Source organism: Sporolactobacillus spathodeae, from assembly GCF_016908935.1.
GTDB lineage: Bacteria > Bacillota > Bacilli > Bacillales > Sporolactobacillaceae > Sporolactobacillus > Sporolactobacillus spathodeae.
Genome location: NZ_JAFBEV010000004.1, coordinates 136911 through 151670, shown reverse-complemented (window position 1 = coordinate 151670; position 14760 = coordinate 136911). Strand labels below are relative to the sequence as shown.

Genomic DNA, 14760 nt, shown 5'->3' with positions numbered 1-14760 from the left:
TAGACCGAACCGGGAAAAAGTTAGACCGAACCGAAAAGTTAGACCGAAGCCGTGAAAAGTTAGACCGAACCGGGAAAAAGTTAGACCGAATTCATGAAAAGTTAGACCGAATCGGGAAAAAGTTAGGCCGGAGCCGTGAAAAGTTAGACCGAAGCCGTGAAAAGTTAGGCCGGAGCCGTGAAAAGTTAGACCGAAGCCGTGAAAAGTTAGGCCGAACCGAAAAAGTTAGACCGAAGGCAAGAAAAGTTAGGCCGAACCAGGCAAATGTTAGGCCGAAACAGGAGAAAGTTAGGCCGAACCGAAAAAGTTAGGCGGAACCGGGCAAAAGTTAGGCCGACTCAGGAAAAAGTTAGGCCGAACCGAAAAAGTTAGACCGAAGGCGTGAAAAGTTAGACCGAACCGTGAAAAAGTTAGACCGAACCGGGCAAAAGTTAGACCGAAGCCGTGAAAAGTTAGGCCGAACCGAAAAAGTTAGACCGAAGGCAAGAAAAGTTAGACCGAACCGGGCAAAGTTTAGGCCGAAACAGGAGAAAGTTAGGCCGAACCGAAAAAGTTAGACCGAACCGGGCAAAAGTTAGACCGAACCGGGCAAAAGTTAGGCCGAACCGAAAAAGGGAGAGAGCTAATGTCAGCAGGGTAGCGTCCGGCATCGACAAGCAATACTCAGTGATACCGTTCTTTAATATAAGGCTTATTTTTGATCGCTACTGCCCAGAAAATGAGAAGATTTAATAACATCAAAAAGCCACTAAAGATAAAAATACCTTGATAGTCAAACAAGGAAGCGATTATTGATCCAGTTAGTGGTCCTAGGACGCTGCCTATCGATTGAAAACTTTGATTGTAAGAAAACACGATGCTTGTATGTTCTTCCGTTGTATTTTTGGACAAGAGAGTCTGAACCGATGGTAACATGGCTGCATCGGATATCCCTGTAAAAAATCTTAATATAATGAGCGGCACTATATTTGAAACAAATGAGGTTAGGAAAAAAATAATTGAGGCCAAGATAAATCCGAAAACTAGCAATTTTTGAGTCCCTATTTTATCGCCTAATTTTCCAAACATCGGTGCGGCAATGACTGTTGAAATTCCAGGCATCGCTGCAACAACGCCTGCTATAAAAGTGATTGAGCTCGCACTGCTCGGGTTAACGAGTTCTTTCACAAATAAACTGAGAATAGGATTGATTGACATATTCACGACTTGAACAAGCATCGTTGTTGAAATTAAAAAGAACAGAAAGCGATTCTTAATAATATCCCGCAGAACAATTGGTGTTGCTGATGCGCGGGATATCGTGGCTGATTTATGGTCGACTGAACCTTCCTTAACGAAAAAATATGTAAAGATAAAAACGAAAAGCATGATGATTCCGGTAATATGAAATGTCAGTCGATAGGAAAATACCCCCGCTAAAATTCCTCCCAATAGGGGACCTAATAATGTGCCGGCAGTGATACCCGTAACTAAGATACTGAGCGCACGCCCGGCATGTTCTTTTGGTGTTTGCGAAGCAATTAATGCGTTTGAATTCGATACATAGCCGCCCAATGCGCCTTGAACGGCTCGAAGAAGCATAAGTTCCCATACGTTCGTCACAAAGCCCATCAAAAAAAATGCCACCGCCATCCCTAATGATGCGCGAAGCAACATCAATTTTCTGCCTTTTTTATCAGCCAATCGCCCCCAAATTGGCGATACTAGAGCCATCACTAAAAAGGATACAGCAAACACAATTCCTGTATAAAAAGTCGTTTGCTGTTTATTATAGGAACCGAGCTGATCTATAAAGAGTGATAGAAACGGCATGATTTCACTCATACCCATTCCCGTCATAAAAACACCAAACCATAGGACAACAAGATTTTTGGACCATAATTGTTTTGTAGACGCTTTGTTCATCAAACGCACCCATTTCTATGTAGTAGAAATTAATCCAGTTCGGTAAATACTAAGTAGCCTCTATTGGCGTTATAACATTTTTAATGGCTTTTTTTGCATATTATGAGTTGAATTTGATTGAGTCAGTTTTTTCAAACTTCGTCTATTACATGAAAAAAATGACCTATCCTTATTTTGCTTTAAATGCGCTTCGGCTGCTCGCTTGCCGAGAGCCTTCTCGAACAGGCAAAAGTCTGGGTGGCATGCTGGCACGCTGTTCATGCAACATTACACGCCTTCGCTCCATTTTTGGAGTTATTCTGGATCATTTCTGAAGTTTGCCTATTCTTTTTTGTCCTTGATAGGGGATATTTTAAAAGGGCTCTTACGCTTGCTTTATTCGTCTTTCGGCGTAGATTTTTCCAAGGCCACTTTCAAAAAGTCAATATAGACCAGAAGCTCTTCGGGCAAAAATACGTCGTTTCGTTGGACCAGGCCGACTTGAATCAAACTGCTTCCTTCCAAAGGTATGGAAATAATATTGGGGTTCATGTAATTGTTGACGATACAGCCTGTTCCCAGATTGTAGCCATCTGTGTGTGACAGGAGATTATTCATGGCGCCTCTATCCTTCAGATAGACCAGTTTGCTGATCGTGTCCAGATTGACAGCTTCTTCGGCAAAATGAAGCAGTACGTCGTCCCGCTGGTAGGTCAGATAAGGATAGTCCTTTAACTGATCCAAAGTAATGCATTGGCGATCAGCCAGGGGATGCTCTTTTCGCAGAAAGACGTGTTGTTGCAGCGAAACGAGGGGTGTGAACATGAGTGATTTTGCGATAAAATAGCGTTTAAAAAAATTCTTATTTAAATCGGTCAGGGATAAAATACCAAGGATACTTCTACTTGCGTACACGTCATTGATTACATCGCTCGTCTTCCCCTCGCGAATCGTCAGCTCATATTTCCGATCGGCAAAGTAATCCATCAGATTTGCTACAGCTTCGATAGCAAAGCCATAGTGTTGCGAGGAAATCGAAAGCTTTGTTAAGTCCGTTGCCTTCTCTCTGTTAAAATGATAGACGACGGATTCCATTTGTTCCAGAAGCATTTTCGCGTAGAATAATAATTCTGTCCCATCTTTTGTGAAGACAACGCCTTTATTCGTTCGATCAAGGATAGTAATCCCTAACTCAGCTTCCAGATCGTGCACGGCTTTACTGATACTGGGCTGTGTGACGTAAAGAGCAGATGCGGCTTTACTGATTGAACCGTGCTTGGAAATTTCTACTAAATAGCGAAATTGTTGAATCGTCATGTCCTGCTGTCCCCTGTCGGATTATGTCGCCTGTTGCCATAACTTTATTCTATGGCAAAGAGTTAATAAGTTCAATTTTACAGTTCCTATGGCGACTTTTAAAATAAATATTGAAAAACAAAGCAGCATGAGGAGATGGATTAAATGGCCGATCAGATTACGTATCGTGAGGCAAAATTAAGCGATTTACCAACTATAGTGGCTATTTATAATTCAACGATACCCGGTCGAATGGTAACGGCGGATATGGAAGCGGTCACTGTCGCAGAACGTAAACCTTGGTTTGATGCGCATTATGAAGACGAGAATCGTCCACTTTGGGTTGCCGAACAGGATGGAAAAGTCTGTGGCTGGCTCAGCTTAAGCACTTTTTATGGACGTCCTGCCTATCAGGCAACCGTGGAAATAAGCGTTTATCTTGATACGAGCGTTCGCGGAAGGGGGCTGGGCACTGATTTTGTGAACTATGCCATCGATCATTGTCATGAATTCGGTATCAAAACGATTCTGGCTTTTATCTTTGGCCACAATAGCCCGAGTCTCCACCTTTTTGAACGTTTGGGCTTTGAAAAATGGGGCGCTTATCCGAAGATTGCAGAATTGGATGGCATTGAGAGAGATTTAGTCATATTAGGCAAGCGCGTTAATGAATAAACCCAATGGAGGTACCCCTCTTGGCGGGGTACTTTATACGTCTTCTGCCTATGTTTTGTGGGGATTTTTACCTTTATATTGGAAGGCATTGGGTAGTGTACCGGCTTTTGAGATCTTAGCACACCGGATCTGGTGGTCTTTCGTATTCACAATGGCGATCATCTTTTTTCAGAAACAGAAACTTCATCTATTTGTTTATAGGCTTAAATTTTTTTATCACTATAAAAAGGAATTTTTATTTATATTGATAGCTTCCCTTGCAATCAGTGCGAATTGGGTAATCTTTATTTGGGCTGTGAACCACGGAAAAGTTATTGAAGCTAGTCTTGGTATGTATATGATCCCGCTGATTAGCATTTTATTGGGTGTTATTTTATTGAGAGATAAATGTGGACTAGGACAATCGATCTCATTTTTAATTGCTTTACTCGGTGTGGCTTTGCTGGTAGTTAGATATGGTCAAATCCCTTGGGTTGCGTTATCGCTTGCTTTATCGTCCGGAGTCTACAGTTATGCAAAAAAATGTATTCGATTAGATGCACTTGTCGCGATGGGTTACGAAACATTAATCGGTACACCGGCAGCGCTTGTTTATCTATTGATGCTACAAATAAAGGGTACCGCATCATTTGGCACAGATGCTTATCCGATTGCCATTCTATTAATCGGAGCGGGAATCGTAACAGCCCTGCCACTAATTTGGTTTGCTGAAGGCGTAAAAAGATTGTCCTTATCTACAGTTGGGGTTATTCAATATATCACACCTTCAATCGCTTTCCTGATCGGATGGTTGATTTTTAAAGAATCGATTTCACTTGTTCAATGGTTTTCACTTATTCTTCTTTGGGTGTCAATTACGATCTATCTATTTTCTTCAAGTCACGCAGATGCTAAAGAAAAGAGATTGTTCCAATAGGCAGTGTAGCTAAAGAAGGTCACTTATCGTGCACCGCTTGTTTCTATATAAAAAAGCTCTGGGACAGCGTATTTGCCATCCCAGAGCTTTTTCTCACTTTTATCGATTTTCAAGGTGAAAGGAAACGGTCAGTGTTTTTGGCTGTTCCGGTTGAACGAGCAAGACATTGTCCGGTGCTTCATTGAATGTGTTGGTTTTCGCTGTCCACGGTTCAACGCAGACAAACGGTTGATCACCTTCGACCCAGAGAACCGTGTAGCGGAAGGCATCGTCAGCTTCAACGACCAGATTTTTATCGGCATTAAAGGAAGTGGTTACGGCGCCGTCGGCAAGAACAACCGATTCCTTGAGCCCGTCCATCTGAATCGCGCCGTTCAATGGCTTGATTTGCTGGTCGTTATAATCCAAGTATTCGGTTGCCTTTGTCGCTACCGTGAGCGTTTTATTCTGAATCGCGAAATAAGGATGGTAGCCCGGATACACAGGCATCGCTTCGGCAGAATGATTGAAGATCTTCTGCTGAATGCTCAGTTTTCCATCAGCGAGTCGATACATCAGCAGCATCTCGAAATCAAAAGGGTAAGCGGCACGTGTTTCTGCGCTGCTGCTAAAAGACAGCGTCAATTCAGCGAATCGCTCATTTGTTTCGTTGCCCACGACTTGAAGCGGCCGCGTGCGGACAAGCCCGTGATTGGCCATCGAATAGCTTTTTTCATTCCATTGGTACTGCTTGTCCGTCAATTGTCCAGCAATCGGGAAGAGCACAGGAATTCCGCCGCGGACATTTTTGCTCGTGTCGAACAGCGTGTCTTCATTCATGAACAGCAGATCCTCGTTATCGGCATGAAAAGCCGTGACGATGCCGCCGCGTTCCGGGCAAATATCCACATAATCGGATTCATCTTTTAAACGGAAAAAATGCAAATCGTTTCTATCAAATTCTTCGATCTGAGTCATTATGCCATGCACCTCGTCAAGTTTCTATTATTCTCCTTTTTTATTGTGTCTGAACGATTGGAAAAAGTAAAGGCTTTCATTGAGCTGCATTTTTAAGATTCTGTGATTTTTAGTCGATTAGAAGCCGCCGATGGTAAGTCTTAGATGATTTTTCTCATTAAGATTCGCCTAAAAACAAACCGCCCTGTGAAACAGGCGGTTGGGGTGATGGTCAAGTAGAATTAAATCAAAACGCTATATGTTCTGCCATTCAGCTGCCTATTATTTTTCATGGGCTTCAAAAAGCGTGACCTGTGCACTGAAATTTTGATATGAAACGCAAATCGCCTTACTCGTACGCCGATTCATTCTCCAGTTCGTATTGAATTTCATCCAAAGCGTCATCGATTTTAGGCAGATGCTTTGATAAATTGCAGATGATACCGAGCTTTCGGCATAAAGGGCGCAGGGAATGATAGAGCTCCTGTTGGTTCACAAGAATGCCGCTTGGGCGTTGGCCGGCTTTTTCAATTGTCTGAAGCAGAAAATCCTGAGCAAATTGACTAAAAGGCTCTTGTTTACCGACTATTTGCACGTCATCGATGAGATCAGAATGCAGAGGCTGACCGCTGCTGTGTTCAACGGCAAGCTGCATCCATGGGAAAACGGGCTGTTCGGATTCCTGTTGCGCAACGGAAAATGGCGCAAAGATGCCGCCAACTTCGATCCAGCTTTTATTCTGTCGCGTTGTTTTCTTAATTTTTTGCAGTTCAAGCTTACTTGCCCAGGGCTCGCTGTCTTTCCATTCGTAACGATCGCTTACTACGGGTACGATTTTGTCATCAACCGGCGTTTCCACATCTTGACCATCGACAGTATATTTCCGATAAAAGCATGTATCATGTGAATAATACGGGAATTCTTCTGCCCGATTCTGATAGTCGTGTGCGATTTGACTCAATTTTTCAAGAATCGTCGCAAACAGAGAAATTTCTTCGCCCTGAGGAAGCCATGGCATGTACCCAGGCTTCTGCACGCGAAGCATCGGCCAATGGCTCTCAAGCTCAGTGTCCATTTGTAGGATGGAAAAAAGCGCCCGATCTTCATCAGGAAATGTTCCCGGTCTGCATAATGAAAGATTAAAGACAGATGCGAGCGGTGGCCGGTCGAGTGCCTCCGTATCTGAAAAAAGACGATGGATCAGTTGCAGCCCCTGATCACCGACGTAAATGGCGACCCCGTATTCATTGCTCATCTGTCCAAGAATGCAGCAATAGAGGCGTTCCGAATAATTGGGAAGATCGAGAACGAGTATCTGATCCGAATTAATCCATTGCCAGGGCTCAAGATCGGCGAAATTGAGCGCCTGATGAACAAGATATTGCCAATCCGCTTCATCCTCGGGCTTAACGGAAAATTGAAGGGGTTCACGCTCCTCACCCTCTCGATAGTAATCCAGGAATTCGTTCAGCACATCAGCCGCCTCAGATGGACTACTTATTTCTTCCTCATCAAAAAGCGTTCCGTTCTCATCGCTGTTTATCGTATTTAAGAAGCTGATCATGCCGCGACCACAACCGATGCAATACGGTCCGGCCTGCTCATAATCGTCCTTTATTATTTCAAGCAAAATGTCGATTTTTTTGTCAGATTCATAGAAGCGGCAGGTTCCTTTGTCACCGGGTTCAATTAAGAAATCAGAAACGAAATAGAGTTCGGGGTTCCGTGTTTCAGCTTCAAACTCGGTGAATTGTAATATGCAAGAAAGTTGAGCAGCCATCTCTTCCGAGGGATGGTTGCTCAATGAGTAGACCATTTTTGAGCGAGATTTTTTTGCGCGTGTTTTGTGTATCGAAAAATTAAAAAATGAGGTGGTGTTGCATGGGTGATGTAGAGGCCGTGGGTTTCGAATCTGTTTGATCCGATTGAATTGCGCTTTACTAAGGATGAATACGATTATAGAGTTCGCACTTGCTTCAGACTTCTTATTTCGCCTTCCTGGGTGATTGAGCGCATCGATAGGGTGGTCAGGACCGTTGTTTGCTCTTCAATTTTTACTTTCAATTCGGTTAGGGCTTCTGAATTTTTAGCCACTTGCTTTTGAATGCCATCCACTTTTTTCTCGATGCGATCTAAGCGATTATCCATGCCATCAAGCCTTTGATCCACGCCATCAAGTCTTTGATCAATACCATCAAGCCTTTGATCCACGCCATCAAGTCTTTGATCAATACAATCAAGCCTTTGATCCACGCCATCAAGCCTTTGATCAATACCATCAAGCCTTTGATCCACGCCATCAAGCCTTTGATCAATGCCATCAAGTCTTTGATCCACACCATCAAGTCTTTGATCAATTCCATCAAGCCTTTGATCAATGGCAGCAAATTTCTGATCAATCGCGATAAATTTTTGATCAATAGCAATAAATTTTTGATCAATTGCGTCGAACCTTTGATTTACTTCTTTAAAACCTTGCCTCATTTCGGCTAGAATTAGCTCGAGTTCTTCGGTCATCCTGCGCGCTCCTTTCTTCCATTAGTGGGGGTTGTCGAACACATATAATTATATAGCAAAACGCGGAGACGCGTCTATATTTTAGTCGATTCGTTCTTAAGATAGTGGTATGCTGCCTTAATGCAACTTAATCGATTATTACAAAGAATTGACGGACGTGAACAATAAACAAAAAGGGTGTAGTCAGAAAAGCGTTATCTGTTGATGCGCTTGTATCATGCGTCATTCCTCGACAAGAATACTTTATTTAACCCGCATCAATCCAATTAATTCCCGCTTTAAACCAATTTATTTCTTAAAAAGATCAGATAGTGAAGGATATTCTAAAATTTTGTCGAATTTACCATGTAGCTGCTAATAGATTATGTCAAAGATCGTTATTTGATGGTTATTGCTATTGCTGAAACATATGGCGAACTTGCTGATGTGGAATTGGACAGACGAAATCTGGAGTGACCGGCTGTATCAGTGAACTGCCCGTTGATTTAGATGTAGAAGAGAAGAGTTTGAATAAGGTAATAAAATGATAAAAAAAGATAGATGTGGAGGAAACTATAAATGTCACAATTGTGCGCGTATTGCGGAAAACCACTAAATGAAGCTCAATCTAGACCAGAATTTAAATCTTGTCCGCGTTGTTCGACAAATGATGGTAACGAGCATATCTATTATCCTTACTCCGAGGCATTCGGTACCACGGAAAAAAGGGTTACTCGAAAGAACAAAGATGGCATCCAAAGTTATTGTACACGATGCAGAGGAAATGACGAAGGACCACACAACGGTGCAAAAAGATGCAGCGAATTATAAAAAAATTGGGGGGTGAGAAAAATGATTGAATATAAAGGCATAGGAACTCTGCGGCTTAGTCGCGTTGGCTTCAAATCGGGTGCTCTCAGCTGGTCAAAGGCGAAGCCTCCTTTGCTTTCCTGTATCAGGATTTCCATCGTTCCCCAGTTCTGATAGAATTTGATGCCCCTGTTGACTGGAAGACTATATTGGTGACGACGAAGGTCGGATGGAAAAACAGATCCCCTTCCGGACGGTCAACGACGCGACGGGCAAGATGTTTCCGCAAGGCGCCAGTACACATTGCCTTTTCGTCAGAAAAACCACATGAAATTTAAACATAGTTTATCGATCAGTCGTCAAAAAATTCATCTGTGTATAGACACGGAAGTGCCGACCGGCGTATATGCCGACAATTCGAGCACATCGGCATTGTGCATGCGAATGCAGCCATGCGAGACATCACGACCGATTGACGCCGGATTATTGGTGCCGTGGATGCCGTAATGCGGCCGCGACAGCCCCATCCAGAGCACGCCGAACGGACCGCCGGGATTCGCCTGCTTATTAATAATCGTGTAGGTTCCAGAAGGCGTCGGTGTCAGCATTTTGCCGACCGCAATCAGATACATTTTGATCAGCGCCCGGTCATTCATCAGCTTCAATTGATGGCGCGCTGTCGAGATGTCGATCCAGACAGTCATAAGTAACCCACTCCGTTTTTTTTAGCAGTTTATGAAAATCGTCGGACATCCGTGCTTGAGGAAGTGCAGGCGTAATAGAACAGCGCCAGCTGGCACCTAAACCAAGCACCCTTTTCCGTGGTTTAAACAGAGTCCTTGAGAAAACGATCGATGATCTGCACGATAACCTGCATCTCTGATTGGCTACAATTCTGATCGATCGGCAACGGGACTAGATTTCTGGACAACTGGTATTCAAAACTCTCTTTAGGTACGCGAGGCAGAACTTCGTCCCAGTAATCATTCACGTAGACTCCATTTTTGAGCAGCACATCTTTCAACACGTCGCCATGATCCACCAGAAACGGGTAGCAAAGCGGTCCGTTCAGCGTTTTACCAAAAATCGTAAGCGTGTTGTATTTTCCAAGCACCTCATGTAGAAAACGGAAATTCTCGTTTCGGCTCGCAAGCATTCGCGGGTAGTCGATGCTCTGTAAAAGTCGGCGGGTCAGTGGCGCCATCGCCTTCATCCCGCATTGATTGAGATAGTCTTCATTTTCCACAAATAATGGCAAGGCAGAATCATGGCCCTGATCAATTTGTTTCAATAAGCCGTCACAACGGTAATAAGACGTGTCTGGCGCAAGTTTCAGCCGCTTAGCGCTATCCGTATACAAATATCCACCATCCGGCACCCCGAAAAATTTGCGCGCGGAATAAATCGTGTTCGTGCCTGCAATCGGCTGCTCAAAGAAAGCTTGCGTGTTGTCGATGATTACGTGTTTAAAGCAGCGGCTGACTGCCTCAGCAACTGCACGGTTCACACCGAAATAATTGACATAAAGCAAGCAAGAATCATTCTCCAGCTCGCGCTCAAGCATCGGCATAAAATGCGGATCCATTCGATAAAAAACGTACGTCAAATTCAACCGCTTGATTGGCTGTAGAACGCTCTCGCAAATAAAGGCAGGTAGATAAATCTTTTTATAGTTTTTAATTCGCAGCAAATACTCCAACGCATAACGGGCGCTATTCAAATGAACCGCGCGCTCGTGATATTCCACACCTTCCGGCAGTTCAAGCGGCAAGAAGCCGCCGATGATTTTTCTTCGTTTCGTCATACAATCACCTGAAATTCTACTCTGTACAATATTCTCATAGGAAATTTTGCGAGGATTCTGCCAAAACGTCAAGTCTAAAAAATAAGATCAATTAGAGTATTAATGAAGGATTCCCAACCATTTTGTCGAATTCTAGCGAATAGATATCTAAATTTGCTTATGAGGGTGTGCTGTTATGGGACATGTGATCGGTGAAGATATATTAAAGAAAAATGTGAGAAGGTCCACAGGAACAAAACTGAAGGGAGATAGAGGGGAATTAAACTTTTTAAATAGTTTCAGTAGATATTTGGGACATGATGATTATCTTATCCACAATCCCAATTTTGGGGAGCATAACCCAGATTTTCTCTATATTTCTCCATCACAAGGGTTTTACATTATTGAGATCAAGAATGTTTCGTTATCTATATTTAAATACGTTAATACAGCAGGAGTTTTTACAACAAAGCAAGGCGACCTGAAAAAATATTTAGGCCAGGCTAAAGTACATCATGATGAATTATCTCGGTTTATTGAATCAACATTGTCGCAAAATATTTATCAAAACATTGGTTACTGCCTTGTTTTTATGAGTGCGACATTAAATGAGTTTAACAATAGATTTAATTCAACGCTTAGTAAATGGGATGATACTGAAAGAAGAAATTTCTTCAAACATGTCTTCTTTATTGATCAATTAAATTCACAGGAAATTATTTCAAAGATTTATCAAGGTAAGCAATATCCGCAAAAAACAATGAATGTCAATTTACAAAAACTTGAGAATATAATAGAACTTGTTACGCCATATGATCCAGATACAGTTTTACAAGTTGATGAGCGAGTCAAAAATAAAATGCAAATTATAAATGTCATTGAAAACCTAGCTGTAGAATCAAAAAAACAAATCTCCAAAAAAATTAATGAGGCATTACAGCCGAAAATTAATTTATTATACAATGCTGTGACCTCGGTTGAATTATACTTCAGATTAAATGACTAAAACTTGAAAGTTGAAAAACCATTCCAATCCCATGACAGATCTGCGGTTTCCATGAAGAAAATAGTTCAGGATGCCGCCTTTACCAGCTGTTGCCGGCATCTGGTAGGCAGCTTTTCAAGAAACTTTTCGATGATCTGATTGACGATTTTCTCAGATAGAACGTACTCATCTTCAAAAGCTTCTAGAAACAGATCAAGCAATTGTTGGATGGCTTCGGTAAAATTGACATCAGCGAGCTCATCGACCATCAGGTAGAAAAGTTCACCGATAGTTCGATCGTCGGCTTGTTCGCGGTGCTGTACGGCAAGAAGTGAGTAGCCCATGGCAACTAAAGCCGTATGTGCAAAGATGCCGTCATAAGATAACCCTTGATAGCGCGCCAGACGGAGATACTGTTTACACATTTTGAAGTACATCTCAATTGACCAGCGCTTTCCGTAAAGCTGAATGATTTCATTTTCAGAAAGCTGAAGATCTGTTGCGGCTAAGACCAGGTATTCCTTGCGTTTCCGGCGGTTGCGGACGAAAACCAATTTAAGTGGGAGGGCTTTTTCCCCTGCAACAACTGCTTCAACAGTAACAGAGAGCAGATAGCGTGAACGACCACGACGTTTTTTCTGAGTCTTGAAGATGTCTTTGACATCCATCAGTTGACCGTTGGATCGATAGTAAATTTTTTTCGATCGTTTCACCATGGCAACGGTATGAAGCTTCATCTCACGCAGTTGGTGAAACATCTTGGGACTTGAAAACCATGAATCAAACAAGACGTACGAAGCGTGGACACCCTGATTTAGGGCGGATGAAAGCAGTTCACGAACCACATCGGTCGCTTTACGCTGGGCCTGCAGCTTACGCTTTCCGGAATGGGTTCGGCCATCGGCCGAGTTCACGCCACAGACCTGGTTCCGTCCAGAAAGCAGGGAAAAGGTGACCGGAAGAAAGGTGTTGCCGTCACTCCAACCCAGTTGGAGAAAACGAAAGCCGCGCACATGCCGATGTTTGGCATGGTCGAACTGAAACGCTGATAGTTCCACTCGCTTCGCATGGGCACGCTCGTACATGGAATCATCGACAATGAACACATTCCGACGCGTCTGATCCGTCAAGGGTTTGATGAACTGAATGATCTGACGACAGAGCATAATCAGGAATTTTTGCCAGTTAATCTTGCCCGTGTTGAGCAGGTTCCGGAAGGTCTTATCCGAGAAACTTAGCTGATCCTGATGGTTCAGATAATCACGATAGGTAGACTTGTTTGAAAAAATTGTGCTGAGCAAATAGCAGAACAGTACGTGAAAGGGAACACCCTTTGCCTTTGTGACATTTGAAGCCCGCGCAATTTGAGCCAAGTGAAATCGAACAAAAAATGATTGTACTGAAGCTAAAATTCCAAGAGATGGATGGTTGTTTCGTGATATAATTTTCATGGCATGAACACTCTCCTCGATTAATTGGGACTCGACACTTCAATTATACCGAGTTGTCGGTGTTCATGCTTTTATTTTTGCATTAACCCCTTATTTGATAAGGGTTAAGGACTATTTTTGATGTTTCAAGTTTTAGTTAAATGATTTAAAAGAAAAGTCTTCACTACTCAAAGGAAATTATCTAGATCAGGTCAATAGCTTCAATCAAGCATACAATAATCTTCTTCGAGAATCTGCAGAATTTGATGATGATTTTAAAAAAGATATCACAAATGAAATTCGCTTGTTTTTCAATCAAAAACTAATTGTCATTAAAAAGGATATAGAAGACGAGATTTCATGGTATAGCAGTATTACTGATGGCGTTAAAAAACCATTATCTATTTTTCGCAACAAAGCTGTTGCAGCGATTAACAAACTGCCAACAAATGAAAAAATAATAAAAAATGATTCTCCGATAGATGAACGACGGATTCTCGAAAAAATTTTACAAGAAAGGTTACCTCAAAATGAAATAATTATCCAATTAAATACTATTATTGATAAGGCTTTCGAACAGTATAAAAAGAAATGGAAAAAAACGATTGATGCAAGTACAACTGTTTTTTATTCAAATAGGAACCATCAGTTCGAGGCTATAACTAAGGATGTTTTCAAATTACAGCACCAGATGGAGGCTTCAGAACAAGTTCTTGGCGCATCTCTTGGTTCAGCAATAATTGGAACAGTTGGTTTGGCAGCTGGTTGGCATACGCTTGGTTACGCAATGTTGAATGTATTTCCTCCGATTGCTGTTTTTGCAGCAGTGGCAACTGTCGCAACAGCTGCACTTACAAAGAACAATGTGATCGATCGAAAAAAGCAGGAAGCTCAAGAAGCTGTTGATCGATATCTCAGGGAAATTTATGACTTCTTGGAAGCCAGAGGTCTTGATACAAATAATGGGAATACTTTGTTCAATGAAATCGATAAAATTGGTAAACAAATCGAAAGAAGGACATTAATTCAATGGACTAGCAAAATGGAACTTTCCACAGATGATATACAAAGATTGTTGCAAGGATTTGAAGATTATATTAGATTGCTTGAAAGTGAAATGGATAGAATCAATCGGGAAATAACTACTGAATAGAATGGGCAAAATAGAAGAAAGAGGTCATTCATTTGAGAAACTTTGAGGATCTAATCATGATACTAGGAGGGCTAAAAATAGACATTGATTTAGAATAATTCAGCATTTAATTTATTAAGTATGTTTGTGCATATTTTGCGAATATTATTGATGTTTTTGACTAATCTGGTAAAATGTTCATAGATAATTGTGAGGAGAGAGGTTACGATATGGATTGCAAAAATACGACTGAGGATTTGGTGTTTGAAGAAATATCTGAGGATGTTGCTTTCGAAAATTCGTCAAATTGTCATACTAATGGTCCATCGGGCTGTTGTACTACGTATTGTACTGATCATGGACCTACATGCAAAATTCAGACGGAAAATTCTTGGGAAGCTTTTTTGGAGGCAAATG

12 protein-coding genes are annotated in these 14760 nt (G+C 42.0%); 4 read left to right on the top strand and 8 right to left on the bottom strand.

From position 1 onward, the window contains the following. Positions 1-663: 663 nt before the first annotated feature. Both JOC27_RS03370 and JOC27_RS03365 read right to left on the bottom strand, forming a co-directional pair. On the bottom strand, positions 664-1905 hold the full coding sequence (locus tag JOC27_RS03370) for an MFS transporter (RefSeq protein WP_205005592.1): 1242 nt from the start codon (positions 1903-1905) through the stop codon (positions 664-666). 375 nt (positions 1906-2280) lie between these two features. Further along, positions 2281-3201 (bottom strand): LysR family transcriptional regulator, encoded by a 921-nt coding sequence (locus JOC27_RS03365; protein WP_205005591.1) that lies wholly within the window; start codon positions 3199-3201, stop codon positions 2281-2283. A 144-nt stretch (positions 3202-3345) separates the two neighbouring features. On the opposite strand from JOC27_RS03365, the gene JOC27_RS03360 reads away from it, so the two are divergent. Both JOC27_RS03360 and rarD read left to right on the top strand, forming a co-directional pair. Then, a complete protein-coding gene (locus JOC27_RS03360) occupies positions 3346-3855 on the top strand; it encodes a GNAT family N-acetyltransferase (RefSeq protein WP_205005590.1) in 510 nt (169 codons plus the stop codon). Further along, positions 3848-4771 (top strand): EamA family transporter RarD, encoded by a 924-nt coding sequence (rarD, locus tag JOC27_RS03355; protein ID WP_205005589.1) that lies wholly within the window; start codon positions 3848-3850, stop codon positions 4769-4771. The genes JOC27_RS03360 and rarD overlap by 8 nt, the downstream gene beginning before the upstream one ends. 99 nt (positions 4772-4870) lie before the next feature. Here rarD and JOC27_RS03350 read toward each other — a convergent pair whose 3' ends face one another. The 5 genes from JOC27_RS03350 to JOC27_RS03330 form a co-directional block, all read right to left on the bottom strand. Next, positions 4871-5728, bottom strand: a complete 858-nt coding sequence (locus tag JOC27_RS03350; RefSeq protein ID WP_205005588.1) for an aldose epimerase family protein — start codon at positions 5726-5728, stop codon at positions 4871-4873. A gap of 328 nt (positions 5729-6056) precedes the next feature. Next, positions 6057-7511: a DUF7309 domain-containing protein gene (locus tag JOC27_RS03345; protein WP_205005587.1), complete on the bottom strand. Its 1455-nt coding sequence runs from the start codon at positions 7509-7511 to the stop codon at positions 6057-6059. A 152-nt stretch (positions 7512-7663) separates the two neighbouring features. After that, positions 7664-8224 (bottom strand): hypothetical protein, encoded by a 561-nt coding sequence (locus tag JOC27_RS03340; protein ID WP_239529470.1) that lies wholly within the window; start codon positions 8222-8224, stop codon positions 7664-7666. Between the two features lie 1157 nt (positions 8225-9381). Further along, positions 9382-9717 (bottom strand): L,D-transpeptidase, encoded by a 336-nt coding sequence (locus JOC27_RS03335; protein WP_205005586.1) that lies wholly within the window; start codon positions 9715-9717, stop codon positions 9382-9384. A gap of 122 nt (positions 9718-9839) precedes the next feature. Continuing rightward, on the bottom strand, positions 9840-10817 hold the full coding sequence (locus JOC27_RS03330) for a hypothetical protein (protein WP_239529468.1): 978 nt from the start codon (positions 10815-10817) through the stop codon (positions 9840-9842). 175 nt (positions 10818-10992) lie between these two features. On the opposite strand from JOC27_RS03330, the gene JOC27_RS03325 reads away from it, so the two are divergent. After that, on the top strand, positions 10993-11802 hold the full coding sequence (locus JOC27_RS03325) for a nuclease-related domain-containing protein (protein WP_205005585.1): 810 nt from the start codon (positions 10993-10995) through the stop codon (positions 11800-11802). 65 nt (positions 11803-11867) lie between these two features. Here JOC27_RS03325 and JOC27_RS03320 read toward each other — a convergent pair whose 3' ends face one another. Then, the gene (locus tag JOC27_RS03320; RefSeq protein ID WP_205005584.1) at positions 11868-13232 is read right to left on the bottom strand and encodes an IS4 family transposase; all 1365 of its coding nucleotides are present in this window, start codon (positions 13230-13232) and stop codon (positions 11868-11870) included. A 283-nt stretch (positions 13233-13515) separates the two neighbouring features. Between JOC27_RS03320 and JOC27_RS03315 the strand changes: the two genes are divergently transcribed. Continuing rightward, entirely contained in the window at positions 13516-14364 is an 849-nt protein-coding gene (locus JOC27_RS03315; RefSeq protein WP_205005583.1) for a hypothetical protein, read from the top strand. The last annotated feature ends 396 nt before the right edge of the window (positions 14365-14760 follow it).

Excerpts from the sequence above, each read along its gene's own strand:
- JOC27_RS03350 (WP_205005588.1), bottom strand. The coding sequence starts at position 5,728 with ATGACTCAGATCGAAGAATTTGATAGAAACGATTTGCATTTTTTCCGT.
- rarD (WP_205005589.1), top strand. The coding sequence starts at position 3,848 with ATGAATAAACCCAATGGAGGTACCCCTCTTGGCGGGGTACTTTATACG.
- JOC27_RS03360 (WP_205005590.1), top strand. The coding sequence starts at position 3,346 with ATGGCCGATCAGATTACGTATCGTGAGGCAAAATTAAGCGATTTACCA.
- JOC27_RS03370 (WP_205005592.1), bottom strand. The coding sequence starts at position 1,905 with ATGAACAAAGCGTCTACAAAACAATTATGGTCCAAAAATCTTGTTGTC.
- JOC27_RS03365 (WP_205005591.1), bottom strand. The coding sequence starts at position 3,201 with ATGACGATTCAACAATTTCGCTATTTAGTAGAAATTTCCAAGCACGGT.
- JOC27_RS03325 (WP_205005585.1), top strand. The coding sequence starts at position 10,993 with ATGGGACATGTGATCGGTGAAGATATATTAAAGAAAAATGTGAGAAGG.
- JOC27_RS03330 (WP_239529468.1), bottom strand. The coding sequence starts at position 10,817 with ATGACGAAACGAAGAAAAATCATCGGCGGCTTCTTGCCGCTTGAACTG.
- JOC27_RS03320 (WP_205005584.1), bottom strand. The coding sequence starts at position 13,232 with ATGAAAATTATATCACGAAACAACCATCCATCTCTTGGAATTTTAGCT.
- JOC27_RS03340 (WP_239529470.1), bottom strand. The coding sequence starts at position 8,224 with ATGACCGAAGAACTCGAGCTAATTCTAGCCGAAATGAGGCAAGGTTTT.
- JOC27_RS03335 (WP_205005586.1), bottom strand. The coding sequence starts at position 9,717 with ATGACTGTCTGGATCGACATCTCGACAGCGCGCCATCAATTGAAGCTG.